This window comes from Pseudomonas helleri (genome assembly GCF_045830615.1).
GTDB classification, from domain to species: Bacteria; Pseudomonadota; Gammaproteobacteria; order Pseudomonadales; family Pseudomonadaceae; genus Aquipseudomonas; species Aquipseudomonas helleri.
This window is the reverse complement of record NZ_CP174501.1, coordinates 859,596-876,219: the sequence shown is the minus strand read 5'-3', so window position 1 is coordinate 876,219 and position 16,624 is coordinate 859,596. Positions and strand designations below refer to the sequence as shown.

13 protein-coding genes are annotated in these 16,624 nt (G+C 58.1%); 10 read left to right on the top strand and 3 right to left on the bottom strand.

From position 1 onward, the window contains the following. Positions 1-214 precede the first annotated feature (214 nt). Positions 215-598, top strand: a complete 384-nt coding sequence (locus ACJJU9_RS04060; protein ID WP_353231537.1) for a hypothetical protein — start codon at positions 215-217, stop codon at positions 596-598. Positions 599-665: 67 nt separating this feature from the next. Here the strand turns inward: ACJJU9_RS04060 and ACJJU9_RS04055 are convergent, their stop codons facing one another. From ACJJU9_RS04055 to ACJJU9_RS04045, 3 genes are all read right to left on the bottom strand, one after another. Continuing rightward, positions 666-2,381: an ABC transporter ATP-binding protein/permease gene (locus tag ACJJU9_RS04055; protein ID WP_407730115.1), complete on the bottom strand. Its 1,716-nt coding sequence runs from the start codon at positions 2,379-2,381 to the stop codon at positions 666-668. A gap of 133 nt (positions 2,382-2,514) precedes the next feature. Next, complete coding sequence (locus ACJJU9_RS04050; RefSeq protein ID WP_153333440.1) at positions 2,515-3,075, bottom strand: response regulator transcription factor; 561 nt, start codon at positions 3,073-3,075, stop codon at positions 2,515-2,517. Continuing rightward, complete coding sequence (locus ACJJU9_RS04045; protein WP_048367247.1) at positions 3,068-4,330, bottom strand: ATP-binding protein; 1,263 nt, start codon at positions 4,328-4,330, stop codon at positions 3,068-3,070. Before ACJJU9_RS04045 ends, ACJJU9_RS04050 begins: the two co-directional genes overlap by 8 nt. A gap of 421 nt (positions 4,331-4,751) precedes the next feature. Here ACJJU9_RS04045 and ACJJU9_RS04040 point away from each other — a divergent pair, with 421 nt between their 5' ends. From ACJJU9_RS04040 to ACJJU9_RS04000, 9 genes are all read left to right on the top strand, one after another. Further along, positions 4,752-5,468 (top strand): SIMPL domain-containing protein, encoded by a 717-nt coding sequence (locus ACJJU9_RS04040; RefSeq protein ID WP_153328551.1) that lies wholly within the window; start codon positions 4,752-4,754, stop codon positions 5,466-5,468. 307 nt (positions 5,469-5,775) lie between these two features. After that, positions 5,776-7,401, top strand: a complete 1,626-nt coding sequence (locus ACJJU9_RS04035) for an ABC transporter substrate-binding protein (protein ID WP_407730114.1) — start codon at positions 5,776-5,778, stop codon at positions 7,399-7,401. A 283-nt stretch (positions 7,402-7,684) separates the two neighbouring features. Next, positions 7,685-9,283 carry an ABC transporter substrate-binding protein gene (locus ACJJU9_RS04030; protein WP_407730947.1) on the top strand — a complete coding sequence of 533 codons (1,599 nt, stop codon included), beginning with the start codon at positions 7,685-7,687 and terminating at the stop codon, positions 9,281-9,283. 150 nt (positions 9,284-9,433) lie between these two features. Next, the gene (locus ACJJU9_RS04025; RefSeq protein ID WP_407730113.1) at positions 9,434-10,801 is read left to right on the top strand and encodes an OprD family porin; all 1,368 of its coding nucleotides are present in this window, start codon (positions 9,434-9,436) and stop codon (positions 10,799-10,801) included. 87 nt (positions 10,802-10,888) lie between these two features. After that, on the top strand, positions 10,889-12,484 hold the full coding sequence (locus ACJJU9_RS04020; RefSeq protein WP_407730112.1) for an ABC transporter substrate-binding protein: 1,596 nt from the start codon (positions 10,889-10,891) through the stop codon (positions 12,482-12,484). A 74-nt stretch (positions 12,485-12,558) separates the two neighbouring features. Further along, positions 12,559-13,569 (top strand): ABC transporter permease subunit, encoded by a 1,011-nt coding sequence (locus tag ACJJU9_RS04015; RefSeq protein ID WP_048367255.1) that lies wholly within the window; start codon positions 12,559-12,561, stop codon positions 13,567-13,569. Between the two features lie 10 nt (positions 13,570-13,579). Beyond that, a complete protein-coding gene (locus ACJJU9_RS04010) occupies positions 13,580-14,491 on the top strand; it encodes an ABC transporter permease subunit (RefSeq protein WP_048391413.1) in 912 nt (303 codons plus the stop codon). A gap of 10 nt (positions 14,492-14,501) precedes the next feature. Then, entirely contained in the window at positions 14,502-15,470 is a 969-nt protein-coding gene (locus ACJJU9_RS04005) for an ABC transporter ATP-binding protein (protein WP_153373415.1), read from the top strand. Continuing rightward, positions 15,470-16,444 carry a peptide ABC transporter ATP-binding protein gene (locus ACJJU9_RS04000; protein WP_048391411.1) on the top strand — a complete coding sequence of 325 codons (975 nt, stop codon included), beginning with the start codon at positions 15,470-15,472 and terminating at the stop codon, positions 16,442-16,444. Before ACJJU9_RS04005 ends, ACJJU9_RS04000 begins: the two co-directional genes overlap by 1 nt. Positions 16,445-16,624 lie beyond the last annotated feature (180 nt).

The window sequence follows — 16,624 nt, the reverse complement described above, 5'->3', positions numbered from 1 at the left end:
AGTCGCGTGTGGCGATTGGGCTCGTCACGTCTGGCAAAAAAGTGGCTTATAAAACCAAGCAGGCGCTCTAGCACGCGGACTTAACAAAGCATGACCACTCGTCGCCACTGTCACTTATAACAGGCTGTGCAGGCGCACATAACGTGGATTAATGCTGCTCGAGTACCACAAAACGCTGCTTTAAAAAACGCCTCTTATCGCTCAGGAAAAAACCATGACCAGCAAAACAAAAGCCCAAAAGCCAACACTAATCCACCCACGTAAATCCACACAGGGGCTACCAGCACCCACAACTCCCGATCTGCCCAACAACACACTTTCAATTGGCTCAGGCCAGGGCGAATTCGAGGTAGACCTCAAAACCCACTTGTATAAAGACGACTATTTGACCTTTTACTTTCAGACCTATGACGCCAAGGGCAATAAAGGCTCACTGTGGTACCTCGGTCATGGCATCCAAACAGACACCGAGAACACATTCTTCAAAGTCGTGTCTGAAGTGTTCAAACCGGTAATTGGGGGGACAGTGGTGATCTCTTACTCCGTAGCCGGCACTGCTGGCCCCTCGGCTGAGCACACCATCACGGTCGTTGCGTAAGCGCTTAATGCATACCCGCGGCGCAGGCGAACACCCGCGCCGCTTCTTGAAACACAACGCTACTGCGTTACTGAGCCAGCAACTGTCCGCCATCAATTCGCACATGCCGTGGATGAAAACGCGCCAGGCTGCTACGGTGCCCCACGCTGACAATACTCAGGCCCGGCAGTTGATCGATAAGCGCCTGATACAACCGCGCCTCGTCCTCTTCATCCATCGCTGACGTCGCTTCGTCCATGTACAGCCATTGCGGGCGATACAACAGTGCCCGGGCAAACGCCAGTCGCTGCTGCTCACCGCCCGACAACACTCGCTGCCAGTGATTGGCCTCGTCAAGTTTGGGGATCAGATGCTCCAGGCGGCAGGTGCGCAGCACCTCTTCATAGCGCTCAGACGGGTATGTGTCGCCGCTCTGTGGATAACTCAGCGCCTCGCGCAAGGTGCCAATCGGCAGGTAAGGCTTCTGCGGCAGGAACAACGCCCGCTCATGGGGCATTCGAATCGCCCCGCCGCCTTGCGGCCAAAGCCCGCCCATGGCGCGCAGCAAGGTACTTTTACCGCTGCCGGAGCGACCGCTAAGCATCAACCGGTCACCGGGTGCCACGTTCAGGCTCGCCCCGTGCAACAAAGGTCGGCCATCGGCCAGGTCCAGGCTCAGGTCATTGACGCTTAATGCCCCACCCTGGGCCTGTACATCAATCGCCGGTTGACGCTGTTCGTTGTCGGTCATGGCCTGACGGAAGCTCAGCAGACGATCACAGGTGGCGCGCCACGCCGCCAGCGTCACGTAGGCGTCGATAAACCAGCTGAAGTTCTCTTGTACATTGCCGAAAGCGGAGTTGATTTGCATCAGCTCACCCAACTCGATCTTGCCCGCGAAGTAGCGCGGGGCCGCCACGATAAAGGGGAAGATAATCGCAATTTGCGAATAACCGGCCGTGAAAAACGTCAGGCGCTTGGTCACCTTCATTTGCGTCCAGAAGTTGTGCCAGACCTTGCTGAAACAGCTGCTCAGGCGCTCAAGCTCATTGGGTTCACCGTTGTACAAGGCGATGCTTTCGGCGTTTTCACGCACCCGTACCATCGAAAAACGCAGATCCGCTTCGTAGCGTTGTTGTCGGTTGCTCAGGCCAATCAGGCGGCGACCGATCAAATGCGCCAGCCAACTGCCGACCAAGGCATATAACAGTGCGCACCAAAACATATAGCCAGGAATGGTGATGCCGAAGACGTCGATGCTGCCCGACACGCCCCACAAAATAATCGAGAACGACACCAGGCTGACCACATTGCGGATCAAGCCCAGGCCGAGGGAGAGCGTACTGTCGGTGAAGGAGTTGAGGTCTTCGCTGATGCGCTGGTCAGGGTTATCGGTGTAACCGCCCTGCTCCAGCTGATAGTAGTTTTTATGGGCGAGCCAGCGCGCGAAGTGCTGCTCGGTCAGCCAGCGCCGCCAGCGGATGGTCAGCATCTGCGTGAGATAAAGCCGGTACACCGCGCCCACAATACCGGCGGCAGCAATCAGCCCGAAGTAGCCGATCAGGTGCCAGAAGGCTGCGCTGTCTTTGTTTTCCAGCGCGTTATAGAAGTCTTTGTACCAATGGTTGATCCATACCGATATGCCGACGCTGACCAGCGACAAGGCAATCACCGCGATCAACAGCAGCCAGGCCCTGGCGCGCTCCTCACTGCGCCAGTAAGGCGTTATCAGCCCCCAGACGCGAGGAATAAAATCTCCACGCACAGCATCATTTACGACAGAAGGCTCAGCGTTCTGATTCATCGTTCGGGCTCGTTGGGAGTAAAGAGCAACCTGCGAGCCGGTCAGGACGACCGGCGCATTAGCACGTTGTCAAACAGACTAGGGCCGGTGGCAGTTTCGTTGCAAATTGAAACGAAACTGCGACAGCTTCTGTTCAGCGTCGGACTGGACGCTTCTGCAGTTTGCGCTGCAAGGTACGTCGATGCATGCCCAGCGCACGGGCAGTTGCCGAGATATTGCCTTCATGTTCGCCCAATACACGCTGAATGTGCTCCCATTGCAGGCGATCGACCGACATCGGGTTATCCGGTACCAGCGAGTCGAGGTCGGCGTGTTGGCTCAGCAGGGCCGCCATCACATCATCCGCATCGGCCGGCTTGCACAGGTAGTTGCAGGCGCCACGCTTGATCGCCTCCACCGCCGTGGCGATGCTCGAATAACCGGTCAGGATCACCACGCGCATGTCTGGATCAAGTTCCAGCAACTTGGGCAGCAGCACCAGGCCCGAATCACCTTCCATCTTCAGGTCCAGCGTGGCGTAATCAGGCACGTCCTGCTGAGCCAGAAGCAGCCCTTCTTCAGCGGAGCCTGCGGTGCTGACGCGAAATCCGCGTCGGGCCATGGCGCGGGCCATGACGCGGGTAAATGTCGCGTCGTCATCCACTAACAACAAATGTGGCAGCTCTTCGCCTTCGACCTGAATCTCTTCACTCATTTTCGTTTCCTCGGGAGACACGTGGCAGGCGCAGCTCGGTGAGCGTGCCGCCATCCTCATGACTGTAGAGTTTTACCGAGCCGCCCGCGCGTGTCACGCTGGCTTTGCTCAAGAATAGGCCCAGGCCGAAACCTTTGCCTTTGGTTGTAAAAAACGGTTTGCCGATTTGTTCGGCAATGGCCAACGGTACACCCGCACCGTGGTCACGAATACTGATGGTTAAATCAACGGCGTCCCAATCCACGGTCACTTCGAGCCCTTCCGGGCAGGCGTCGGCGGCGTTGTTGAGCAAGTTGAGCAGCGCCTGGGTGAGGTCTGGCGGTGGCGCCAGACGCGGCACCGGCGCGTGCCCCAGACACTGAAAGCGATAGGTCGCTTCCGGGCGCATCAGGTGCCAGCGATTCAACGCCTCATCAAGCCACTCGGTAACGTCCTGAACCTCAATGGCCAGACGACGATTGGCCTCGGCGGCGCGGACCAGTTGCTGCAAGGTCTCTTTGCACAACTTGACCTGATCTTGCAGCACGCTCAAATCGTCCTGCAATTCAGGGTCCGGGTGATCGCGACGAATCTCCTTGAGCAGCACGCTCATGGTCGACAACGGCGTGCCCAATTCATGTGCCGCACCGGCAGCCTGGGTCGCAACCGCCAGCAATTGCTGGTCACGCAGACCTTCTTCACGGCGCAAGGCGCGCAGTTCTTCTTGGCGGCGCAGCTCTTCGCCCATTCGGGCGGCAAAAAAAGTAATCACCGCCGCCGACAGGGCAAAGCTGAGCCACATGCCGTAAATCTGCAGTTTCTCGCGGAAGAATGGCGCCGCTTCCACGGGGTAAAACTGCATCAGTAGCAACGTGTACAGCGCCAGCGCGATACCGGTCAAAATCAGCGAATAGCGCCAGGGCAGCGTCACCGCCGCAATGGTCAACGGCACCAGGTAATACGACACAAACGGGTTGGCCGAGCCTCCGGAGAAGTACAGCAAGGCGCTGTGGATAAACAGATCACAGGCCAGTTGCAGCGCGTACTCAAGCTCGGTAACCGGCCACGTGGTGCGCAGGCGAATCGCGGTAAACGCGCACAGCAACGCCGAAAAACCGAGGGTCAGGCACAACTGAAACCAGGGCAGCGGCAGCAGATGAAACCAGTAGGCGATGCCCACCGACCCCGCCTGTGCGACCAGCACCAGCATGCGGATAAACGTGAGACGCCAGAGGTTCTGGCGAGTTGCAGACAAAATTTGAACGGGGGCGAGCATGAGCTCTCCTGATGAGTGCTCCAGGCGACCGCACGGAGTATAACCAAGCTGGCGGCCTGACAGGCAAACGTGCGGCAATGGGCCACAGTGTATTTTTTGGAAAAACCGCTAATAGCCCCTCACAACTGTAGTCGCTGACAAGGAACGCAGGCTGCGTGCTCTAAGCAAGGCCCCAGGATCAAAAAATCAAGAGCCCCTCACCCTAGCCCTCTCCCGGAGGGAGAGGGAACTAATTGGGGGATACTGACGATTATCGGCGGCCTGTTTGCTGCGCGACAGCGCGGCGGCGAAGACGGGGCGGCCCCTCCTACAGAGTGCGACCCCGCCCTTTTCTGAAGTTGTATCGAAAATGTAAGTAGGCGAACTGAATGCCGCCCACTACAGTCTTATAAGTCTTGCTGACCTCACCCAAGGAGCTTTTATGTTTACTGTTCAGCGCACTGCCGCCCTTTTGACCTTGAGCCTCGGCGCTTTCGCCAGCTTGCCGGCCCTGGCTGAAGGGGTTAATTACAATCAGGTCTCGTTGCGTGCAGAAGCCAGTCAGGAAGTGCCGCGCGATCTGATGATCGTGACGCTGTACACCGAGGCGCAAAACACCGACTCAGCCAAGCTCGCCGCTGAAATCACCACCGCGATGAATAAAGCCATCGGCCAGGCCAAGCAGGCCAAAGACGTGACGATGCGCCAGGGCAACCGCAACAGCTACCCGATCTATGACAACAAGACCCAAAAAATTACCGGCTGGCGTGAGCGCGCTGAACTGCGCCTGGAAAGCACCGATTTCGCCGCCTTGTCCAAGCTGACCGGCGAACTGATGCAAACCCTGAAAATGGGCAACATGCAATTCACCGTGGCCAACGCCACGCGTAAAACCAGCGAAGATGCATTGCTCAAAGATGCGGTCAATGCCTTCAAGGCCCGCGCTCAACTGGCCACCGATGCCCTGGGCGGCAAGGGCTACAAAATCGTTAACCTGAACCTCAACAGCAACGGTTACCCGCAGCCCTACATGCGCAGCGCCATGATGATGAAAGCCGCTGGCGCAGCCATGGATTCGGCACCGACACCTGAAGTCGAAGCCGGCACCAGCGAAGTCAGCATGAGCGCCGACGGCGTGATCGAAGTCCAAATGCAATAAGCACATTGCCACACCCCAAGCCCTTGCAGCCTTCACGCTGCAAGGGCTTTTTTGTGCCCGCAATATCAAATCGCCCACGCACAAAAGGGAGTTTTCCTACTAACAAACAAGCATGCACCGACATATTTTCCCGCCGAGAGCCTAGATAAGTAACACCCCATCTGGATCGAGCGGCAGTTGCACGTGAACGGTCTATGGTTAACCCAGAGCCGCGATGCGTCTGTTGCACCGGCCAGGATGGGGTAAGTATCGAGAGGCTGATTCACCGGGTCGCCCTCACACTAAAAATGACAAAAAAGAGGTCTCCATGTTCAAACACGCGGTCATTCCTTTATTGGTGGGTGCCAGCCTGCTGGCAAGCGCACCTTTCGCCCAGGCAGCCACCAACCTGGTGTATTGCTCTGAAGGCAGCCCGGCCGGCTTTGATCCCGGCCAATACACCACCGGCACAGACTTCGACGCCTCGGCCGAAACGATCTACAACCGCCTCAGCGAGTTCGAACGCGGCAGCACCAACGTCATTCCAGGGCTGGCCACGAGCTGGGACATTTCGCCGGACAACCTGACCTACACCTTCCATTTGCGGGACGGCGTCAAGTTCCACACCACGCCGTACTTCTCTCCCACTCGCAACTTCAATGCCGACGACGTGCTCTTCACCTTCAACCGCATGCTCGATAAAGACATGCCGTTCCGTAAAGCCTATCCCACCGAATTCCCCTACTTCACCGACATGGGAATGGACAAGAACATCAAGTCAGTCGAAAAAATCGACGATCACACCGTCAAGTTCACTCTGAACACTGTCGACGCTGCCTTTATCCAGAACATGGCCATGCACTTTGCCTCCATCGAGTCGGCCGAGTACGCCGACAAGCTGCTCAAGGCCGGCAACCCGTCCGACATCAACCAGAAACCCATCGGCACCGGCCCGTTCGTGTTCAAGAGCTACCAAAAAGACTCGAACATCCGTTACACCGGCAACAAAGACTACTGGAAACCTGAAGACGTCAAAATCGACAACCTGATTTTCGCCATCACCACCGACCCGTCGGTGCGCATGCAAAAGCTGAAAAAGAACGAATGCCAGATCACCATTTACCCGCGCCCCGCAGACCTGCAGTCCCTTAAAGAAGACCCCAACCTGAAAATGCCCAGCCAGGCAGGCTTCAACACGGGTTACATCGCCTACAACGTGATGGACAAGATCAAAGGCAGCGACGAGCCCAACCCGATGGCCCAGCTCAAGGTTCGTCAGGCGCTGGACATGGCCGTAAACAAGCAGCAAATCATTGATTCGGTGTATCAGGGCGCAGGCCAGTTGGCGACCAACGTCTTGCCGCCGACCCAATGGTCGTACGACGAATCGATCAAAGACGCGCCCTACGACCCTGAAAAAGCCAAGCAACTGCTCAAAGAAGCAGGCATTAAGGAAGGCACCGAAATCACCTTGTGGGCCATGCCGGTTCAACGCCCGTACAACCCGAACGCCAAGCTGATGGCTGAGATGCTGCAATCAGACTGGGGCAAGATCGGCATCAAGGCCAAGATCATGACCTACGAATGGGGCGAGTACATCAAGCGCTCCAAAGGCGGTGAAAACGGCGCGATGCTGATTGGCTGGAGCGGCGACAACGGTGACCCGGACAACTGGCTCGGCACCCTGTTCGGCTGCGACGCGATCAATGGCAACAACTTCTCCAAGTGGTGCAACCCCGAGTTCGACAAACTGATCACGGCCGCCAAAAACACCACCGACAAAGAGGAACGCACCAAGCTCTACGAAGAGGCCCAACAGTTGCTCAAGGAACAAGTCCCGCTCACACCGATCGCCCACTCAACGGTGTATCAACCGATGCGCAAAAACGTTGAAGGTTTCAAGATCAGCCCCTTGGGCTTGATGTCCTTCTACGGCGTCAGCGTTGACAAATAAGTAACCCGTGAATGCGGCGACAACGCCGCATTCACTCGCTCTACAAGCAACTCAGAATTTCCCTTCATCTTTAAGCTACCCCGTACTACAGCAGAGGCTATAGGACTCCCGGAAACGTCCTACAGCATTGTCAGCTACTACGCATTTACTCACATACCTCGCGCCCTCTAACGTCTAGCCACTGCCGGCCCATAACGCCGGATGGCTGATGCGCTGAACCCATACGCCGCTCACAAGGCGCGTAGTCAGCGCTCATAAAACAACAAAAAGGATGGGGATCGTGATGCATAAACCTATGGTTTTGTCTGTATTGATCAGCGCCGGCGCACTGGCCGGTAGCCCGCTCGCGTACGCGGCCAATAGCCTGGTGTTTTGTTCCGAAGGCAGCCCTGCCGGTTTTGATACCGCGCAATACACCACCGCCACCGATAACGATGCTGCAGAACCGCTGTACAACCGGCTGGCCGAGTTTGAAAAGGGCGGCACCGCCGCTGTCCCGGCCCTGGCAACTCACTGGGAAGTGTCTGAAGACGGCCTGACTTACACCTTCCATTTGCGCGACGGGGTCAAATTCCATACCACGCCATGGTTTACCCCGACCCGAGATTTCAACGCCGACGACGTGCTGTTCACCTTCAATCGTATGATCCGCCCCGACCATCCGTTTCGCCTCGCCTACCCCACCGAGTTCCCTTATTTCAGCGGCATGAGCCTTAACAAAAACATTGCCAGCGTCGAAAAAACCGGCCCGCTGACCGTGGTCATGACGCTCAACGCTGTAGACGCCGCCTTTATTCAAAACCTGGCCATGAGCTTTGCTTCGATTGTCTCGGCCGAATATGCCGAGCAACTGCTCGCCACCGGCAAACCTGGCGACATCAACCAAAAACCGGTCGGCACCGGCCCCTACATGTTCCAGCGCTATCAAAAAGACTCGAACATCCGCTATGCCGCCCACAAGGGCTATTGGAACCCCAGCCAGGTCAGACTCGACAGCCTGATTTTTTCGATCAACGTCGACGCCTCGGCACGCATGCAAAAGCTGCGTAAAAACGAGTGCCAGATCTCGCTGAACCCACGCCCTGCCGACCTGGCCGGGCTCAAGGCCGACCCGGCCTTACAGGTCATTGAAAAGCCCGGTTTCAACCTGGGGTACATCACCTACAACGTCCAGCACAAACCGCTGGACCAACTGCCCGTGCGCCAGGCGCTGGACATGGCCATCAACAAGGACGCCATTCTCAAGGCGGTGTATCAAGGCGCGGGGCAAAAGGCCGTCAACGCCATGCCGCCCACGCAATGGTCCTATGACGACACCATCAAGGACGCGCCCTACAACCCGGAAAAAGCCAAAGCACTGCTCAAGGCCGCCGGGGTGAAAGAAGGCACAGAAATCACTTTGTGGGCCATGCCGGTGCAACGCCCCTACAACCCGAACGCCAAACTGATGGCGCAAATGCTGCAATCCGACTGGGCCAAAATCGGGCTCCAGATCAACATCGTCAGTTATGAGTGGGGCGAATACATCAAACGCACCAAACAAGGCGAGCATGACATCAGCCTCATTGGCTGGACCGGTGACAACGGCGACCCCGACAACTGGCTCGGCACTCTTTACAGCTGTGACGCCATTGGCGGCAATAACTACTCGATGTGGTGCGACAGCACCTACGAAGCACTGATCAAAAAAGCCAGAACCCTCACTGACCGCGAACAACGAACCGTCTTGTACAAACAGGCCCAACAGTTGCTCAAGCAACAGGTCCCGATCACCCCGATTGCCCACTCAACGGTCAGTCAACCCTTGAGCGTCAAGGTCAAGGGTTTTGAGGTCAGCCCCTTTGGGCGCAATACCTTCTCGGGCGTCAGCCTCGACGACTGAATAACCCTTTAACCCACCCACGTTTGCGCAGGCCACCCCACGGTGGTCCGCCAAGGCTTTGCCCGAACAAATGTTCCAACGCTCTAAACGGAGCCACACAGCTGTAACGCATAACAAAAACGACAATAAAAAAGCACAGGAGCCTCAACCATGAAACTTACAAGTACCGCGCTGTTAGCCATGGCCATCAGCAGCCTCAGCACAACCGCTCACGCCGATGAATTTATCGGCACCCAGCTTAAATCCGAAGCCAGCGAGCAAAGTACAGCTGAGGGTTTTGTCGAAGGCAGCAGCCTGAGCGGCACCACGCGCAACTGGTATGCGAACGAGCTCAAACGTCGGGGTGGCCAGTTCACCTACAACGATCATGGCACCAGCAAAACCACGCCGCGCCGGATCAACTGGACCCAAGGCACCATCCTCGATTTCAGCTCGGGTTTCACCCAGGGCACCGTGGGTTTCAGCACCCAAGTGGCGGCGTACAACGCCATCGCCCTGGATCGCGATACCCATCACATCGCCGGCAATAACAACCGAACCCTCAGCCGCAGCGACGGCGATGCGGTTGGCCAGTGGAGCAAGCTGGGCCTGGCGAACATCAAGGCGCGTGTCTCCAACACCACACTGACCGTAGGCCGACAGAACTTCAGCAGCCCCACTATCGATGTGATCGGTAACCGTGCACTGCCTTCAAGCTTTCAAGGGGTGGGCTTGCGCAGCGAAGAGTTCAACAACCTGATTGTCGACGCGGGCTCCTTTGATCGCGTCTCGCCGCGTACTGAACAAAGCTTGAGCAAGTTCCGCAGTGAATATGGCGCCCTCGGGGTCGAAACAGATCGCGCCAGCGTCGCAGGCTTCAGCTACCAGCCGTTCAGCAGCCTGAAAACCTCGTTGTTTGCTACCCACGTCGAAGACTTCTGGAACCAGTACTACGTCGGTGCCGTGCATGACTGGGGCGACAATGCCGTGTTGGGCCTGAACACCAACTTCAACTACTACAAGACCCTCGACACCGGCAAAAAAGCCATGGGCGAGATCAACAACGACACTTACAGCCTGGCCTTCGGCCTGACCCATCAAGCCCACACCGTGAGCCTGTCGTACCAACAAGTGGTCGGCGACGAGTACTTCGACTACCTGCACGAAACCAACGGCATTTACCTGGCCAACTCGCTGCTGTCGGACTTCAACGGCCCGAACGAAAAGTCACTGCAACTGGCGTACAGCATCAACATGGCGCAGTACGGTATTCCCGGCCTGAAATTCAACGCCTACCACGCCCGCGGTTGGGACATCGACGGCACCCACTACAAGGGCACCGCCTATGATGTACGCAACATGGACGGTGAAAAGCATTCGGAGTACAGCGTTGGCACATCCTATGCAATTCAAAGCGGTCCATTGAAAGCTACGGCCATCCGCGCGACCTACACCACGCACCGTGCCAGCAAAAACCAGTCTGACGGCAGCATCAATGAGTTCCGCGTGGTCACGACCATACCGTTCAATATTCTGTAAACGTCTTATAGCGCTCGACAGAACAGCGGCGGGCTCAAACAGCCCGCGCCGTTCTTGGCAGGCTCAATTAATCAGGAGAGGGTTGCGATGAAAAAATACCAACTGCGCACCGCCCTTGCCGCCGCACTGCTCAGTGCCGCCGTGAGTGTTAACGCCAAAACCCTGGTGGTGTGCACCGAAGCCAGCCCCGAAGGGTTCGATGTCGTTCAATACAGCACGGCGGTGACCGCTGACGCCTCAGCACAAACCATCCTTGACCGGCTGGTCGACTTCAAACCGGGCACTACCGATGTTGAGCCGGCCCTGGCAGAGCGCTGGGACATCAGCCCGGACGGGCTGGAATACACCTTTTACCTGCGCCCCGGGGTGAAGTTTCAAACCACCGACTACTTCACACCGACCCGCACCCTGAACGCCGACGACGTGATCTGGAGTTTTCAGCGCCAGCTCGACCCCAATCACCCGTGGCACGCACTCTCGCTGGTGGGCTACCCCTACTTCGAAAGCATGGGCTTTAAAGACCTGCTCAAAAGCGTCGAAAAAATAGACGACATGACGGTCAAGATCACCCTCAACCATGCCGAATCGCCGTTTCTGCGCGACGTGGCCATGCCGTTCACCTCGATCTATTCCGCCGAATACGCCGACCAATTGCTCAAGTCCGGTAAAACCGCAGACCTCAACAGCAAACCCGTCGGCACCGGGCCGTTTATCTTCGTGCGCTACAACAAAGACGCCCAAGTTCGCTTCAAGGCCAACCCGGACTACTTCCGTGGCAAGCCACCGAGCGACAACCTGATTTTCGCCGTGACCACCGACAGCAACGTGCGCCTGCAAAAGCTCAAGGCCAACGAATGCCAGATCGCGCTCTACCCCAAGCCCGACGAAGTTAAAAATATCCGCCAGGACCCTAACCTCAAGGTCGACGAACTGGCGGCGCTGATGACCAGCTACATCGCCATGAACACCAGCCACAAGTACCTCAGCGATGTGCGGGTGCGCCAGGCCATCGACATGGCGTTCGACAAGCAAACCTACCTCAATAGCGTCCACGGTGCAGGCAACGCCCTGCTGGCCATCAACCCGTACCCGCCGACCATGCTGGGGTTCAACACCACCCTGCAAAGCCCGCCTCGCGACCTGGACAAAGCCCGCGCCCTGCTCAAGGAAGCCGGTGTGCCTGAAGGCACCACCTTCACCCTGTTCACCCGCAATGGTGGCGGCCCGACCAACCCCAACCCTATGCTCGGCGCCCAGTTGCTGCAGTCAGACCTGGCCAAAGTCGGCATCAAACTCGACATCCGGGTCATGGAATGGGGCGAAATGCTCAAGCGTGCCAAAGCAGGCGAACACGACCTGGTTTCAACCGGCTGGGGCGGTGACAACGGCGACCCAGACAACTTCCTCACCCCGCTGCTGAGCTGTGAGGCCGCTAAAAATGGCGAAAACTACTCACGCTGGTGCAACAAAACCTTCGAGGACCTGATCACCAAAGCCCGCAACAGCAGTGAACCCGTAGAGCGGGCGGCACTCTATGAACAAGCACAGGTGGTATTTCATCAAGAACAACCCTGGATCAACGTCGCCCACCCTATGCTGTTTACAGCCATGCGTAAAAACGTCGAGGGCTACACCCTCAGCCCATTGACCCATAATAATTTCGCCACAACCCAGGTGAAGTAGAACAATAAAATACCCGCCAGCGTCCACCCCGACACTGGCGAACTGCCTGACCGGCTGATGAGGAACACCACACGATGTTTAGTTTTATTGCCCGCCGAATAGGGCTGTTGATCCCTACGTTTTTCGGCGTCACCTTGCTCACCTTCGCCCTGATTCGCATGATCCCCGGCGATCCGGTCGAAGTCATGATGGGCGAGCGTCGCGTCGACCCCGAAATGCACGCTCAGGCCATGGAACGTCTGGGCCTGAACAAACCGCTCTATGAGCAGTATTTTGACTATGTGGGCAAACTCGCCCACGGCGACCTCGGCGAATCGTTGCGCACCCGTGAAAGCGTGTGGACCGAATTTACCGCGCTGTTCCCCGCCACCCTTGAGCTGGCGGGTGCAGCGCTATTGTTCGCAGGCATTTTCGGCTTGCTGGCCGGTGTCATTGCGGCCCTCAAGCGCGGCTCACTGTTTGACCACGGGGTGATGGGCATTTCCCTCGCGGGGTATTCGATGCCGATCTTCTGGTGGGGCCTGATCCTGATCATGTTCTTCTCCGTGGGTCTGGGCTGGACCCCGGTGTCCGGGCGCATCGATCTGCTCTATGACATCGAGCCGAAAACCGGCTTCATGCTCATCGACACCTTGCTCAGCGACGAACCCGAAGCGTTCTGGGATGCGCTGCACCACATCATCCTGCCCGCCATCGTGCTGGGCACCATCCCGCTGGCGGTGATTGCGCGCATGACCCGTTCATCGATGCTCGAAGTGCTGCGCGAAGACTACATCCGCACCGCCCGCGCCAAAGGCCTGTCGCCTGCCCGAGTGGTGTTCGTACACGGCCTGCGCAACGCGCTGATCCCGGTGCTGACCGTGGTCGGCCTGCAAGTCGGCACCCTGCTGGCCGGTGCCGTGCTCACCGAAACCATTTTCTCGTGGCCCGGTATCGGTAAATGGCTGATCGAAGCCATTGGCGCCCGGGACTATCCCGTGGTGCAAAACGGCATCCTGCTAATCGCCTGCCTGGTGATTCTGGTCAACTTCGTGGTGGACATCCTCTACGGCTTTGCCAACCCACGCATCCGTCACCAGCGCTGAGATCCTGACCATGAGTACCTCGACCAATAGCACTGAAGTGGATCAAAGCCTGCTTTATCCCTCCCCGTACAAAGAGTTCTGGCACGCCTTCGCGAAAAACAAAGGCGCGGTGGCGGGCCTGATGTTCATGAGCCTCATCGTGTTCTGCGCGGTGTTTGCCCCGTGGGTCGCCCCACATAACCCGAGCGAGCAATACCGCGACTTCCTGCTCACCCCGCCGGTGTGGCTGGAAGGCGGCAACTGGCAATTTTTGCTGGGCACCGACGAACTGGGCCGGGACATGCTCTCGCGCCTGATCGCAGGTTCGCGCCTGTCACTGTTGATTGGCTTGTCATCGGTGGTGATTTCGCTGATTCCGGGGGTGATCCTGGGCCTGTTCGCCGGGTTCTTCCCGCGCCTGCTGGGCCCCAGCATCATGCGTTTAATGGACATCATGCTGGCCTTGCCGTCGTTGCTGCTGGCGGTGGCGATTGTCGCCATCCTCGGCCCTGGCCTGATCAACACCGTGATCGCGATTGCCGTGGTCTCGCTGCCGTCCTACGTGCGCCTGACCCGCGCCGCCGTGATGGGCGAGCTGAACCGCGACTACGTCACCGCTGCACGCCTGGCCGGGGCCAGCTTGCCGCGCCTGATGTTTATCACCGTGCTGCCCAACTGCATGGCGCCGCTGATCGTACAGGCAACCTTGAGCTTCTCGTCGGCGATCCTCGACGCCGCTGCCCTGGGGTTTCTGGGGTTGGGCGTGCAACCGCCAACGCCCGAGTGGGGCACCATGCTCGCCTCGGCCCGTGACTACATCGAACGTGCCTGGTGGGTGGTGAGTCTGCCCGGCCTGGCTATTTTGCTCAGCGTGCTGGCAATCAACCTGATGGGCGACGGTCTGCGCGATGCGCTGGACCCGAAACTCAAAAACGCCGCCTGAGGAGATTCCCATGTCACTGCTAGAAATCAAGAATCTCAATGTTCGTTTTGGCGACGCCAACGCCGTGCCGGTTGTCGATGGTTTGAGCCTGTCTGTGGATAAAGGCGAAGTACTGGCCATCGTCGGTGAATCGGGGTCGGGCAAGTCCGTGACCATGATGGCGCTGATGGGCCTGATCGAAGCCCCCGGCATTGTCACCGCCGACGCCCTGACCTTCGACGGCAAAAACATGCTGACCCTCAGCCCGCGTCAACGCCGGCAAGTGGTCGGCAAAGACATGGCGATGGTCTTTCAAGACCCGATGACCGCCTTGAACCCCAGCTACACCGTGGGTTTCCAGATTGAAGAAGTGCTGCGCCTGCACCTCAAGATGTCGAAAAAAGACGCCCGTAAACGCGCCATCGAACTGCTCGAAAAAGTCGAAATCCCCGCAGCGGCCAGCCGCATGCAGGCTTATCCGCACCAACTGTCGGGGGGCATGAGCCAGCGTGTTGCGATCGCCATGGCCATCGCCGCCGAACCCAAACTGCTGATTGCTGACGAACCGACCACCGCGCTCGACGTGACCATTCAGGCGCAGATCATGGATTTGCTGCTCAACCTGCAACGCGAGCAGGATATGGCCCTGGTGCTGATTACCCATGACCTCGCCGTGGTCGCCGAAACCGCACAGCGCGTGTGCGTGATGTACGCAGGCCAAGCGGTCGAAGTCGGTAACGTGCCGGGGCTGTTTGACGTCCCGGCGCACCCGTACAGCGAAGCATTGCTGGCGGCCATCCCGGAACACAGCATGGGCGCTGCGCGGTTGGCGACCTTGCCCGGCATCGTCCCCGGCCGTTACGACCGCCCACAAGGCTGCCTGTTGTCCCCGCGCTGCCCGTATGTGCAAGACACCTGCCGCCAGCAACGCCCGGCCCTTGAACCCAAAGCTCACAGCCAGGTGCGCTGCTTCTTCCCCTTGAACCAGGAGGTGGCGTAATGACTGTTGTTCTGACTGCCCGTGATCTGACCCGCCATTACGAAGTGTCCCGCGGCCTGTTCAAAGGCCATGCCGTGGTCCGTGCGCTCAACGGTGTGTCTTTTGAACTTGAAGCCGGGAAAACCCTGGCCGTGGTCGGTGAATCCGGCTGCGGCAAATCAACCCTCGCCCGCGCCCTGACCTTGATCGAAGAGCCCTCCTCGGGCTCATTGAAAATAGCCGGGCAAGAAGTGGCAGGCGCCAACAAGGCCGAACGCAAACAACTGCGCAAAGACGTGCAGATGGTCTTCCAAAGCCCCTACGCTTCACTCAACCCGCGGCAAAAGGTCGGTGACCAACTGGCCGAGCCGCTGCTTATCAATACCTCCCTGAGCGCCAGCGAACGCCGTGAAAAAGTCCAGGCCATGATGAAACAGGTCGGCTTGCGCCCTGAGCATTACCACCGCTACCCGCACATGTTCTCGGGTGGCCAGCGCCAGCGCATCGCCCTGGCTCGGGCCATGATGCTGCAACCCAAAGTGCTGGTGGCCGATGAGCCGACCTCGGCGCTCGATGTGTCGATTCAGGCGCAGGTGCTCAACCTGTTCATGGACTTGCAGCAAGAGTTCAACACTGCTTACGTCTTCATCTCGCACAACCTGGCGGTGGTGCGGCATGTGGCCGATGAAGTGCTGGTGATGTACCTGGGCCGCCCGGTAGAAATGGGCCCCAAAGAAGAAATCTACACCCGGCCGCTGCACCCTTACACCCAGGCGCTATTGTCGGCGACCCCGACCATCCACCCGGACCCGCTCAAGCCGAAAATCAAAATCGCCGGAGAACTGCCCAACCCGCTCAACCCGCCCTCTGGTTGCGCCTTCCACAAGCGCTGCGCGTACGCGACCGAGTTTTGCAGCACTCATGAGCCGTCATTGCGTGTGCTGGATAACCGCCAAGTGGCTTGCCATCACGCGGAGCTGTTTTTGCAGGCGTAATGGATCAGCCCGCACAACACGGCCCTGCAGGAGCGAGCTTGCTCGCGATCGGTTGATGTTCAAAAGATCGCGAACACGCTCGCTCTCATCAAACACAAAATAAGTGATTGATTCCTGAGGTCCTGTAGGAGCGAGCTTGCTCGCGATCTTTTGATCTTGATCTGGCTTTTGACCTAAAAG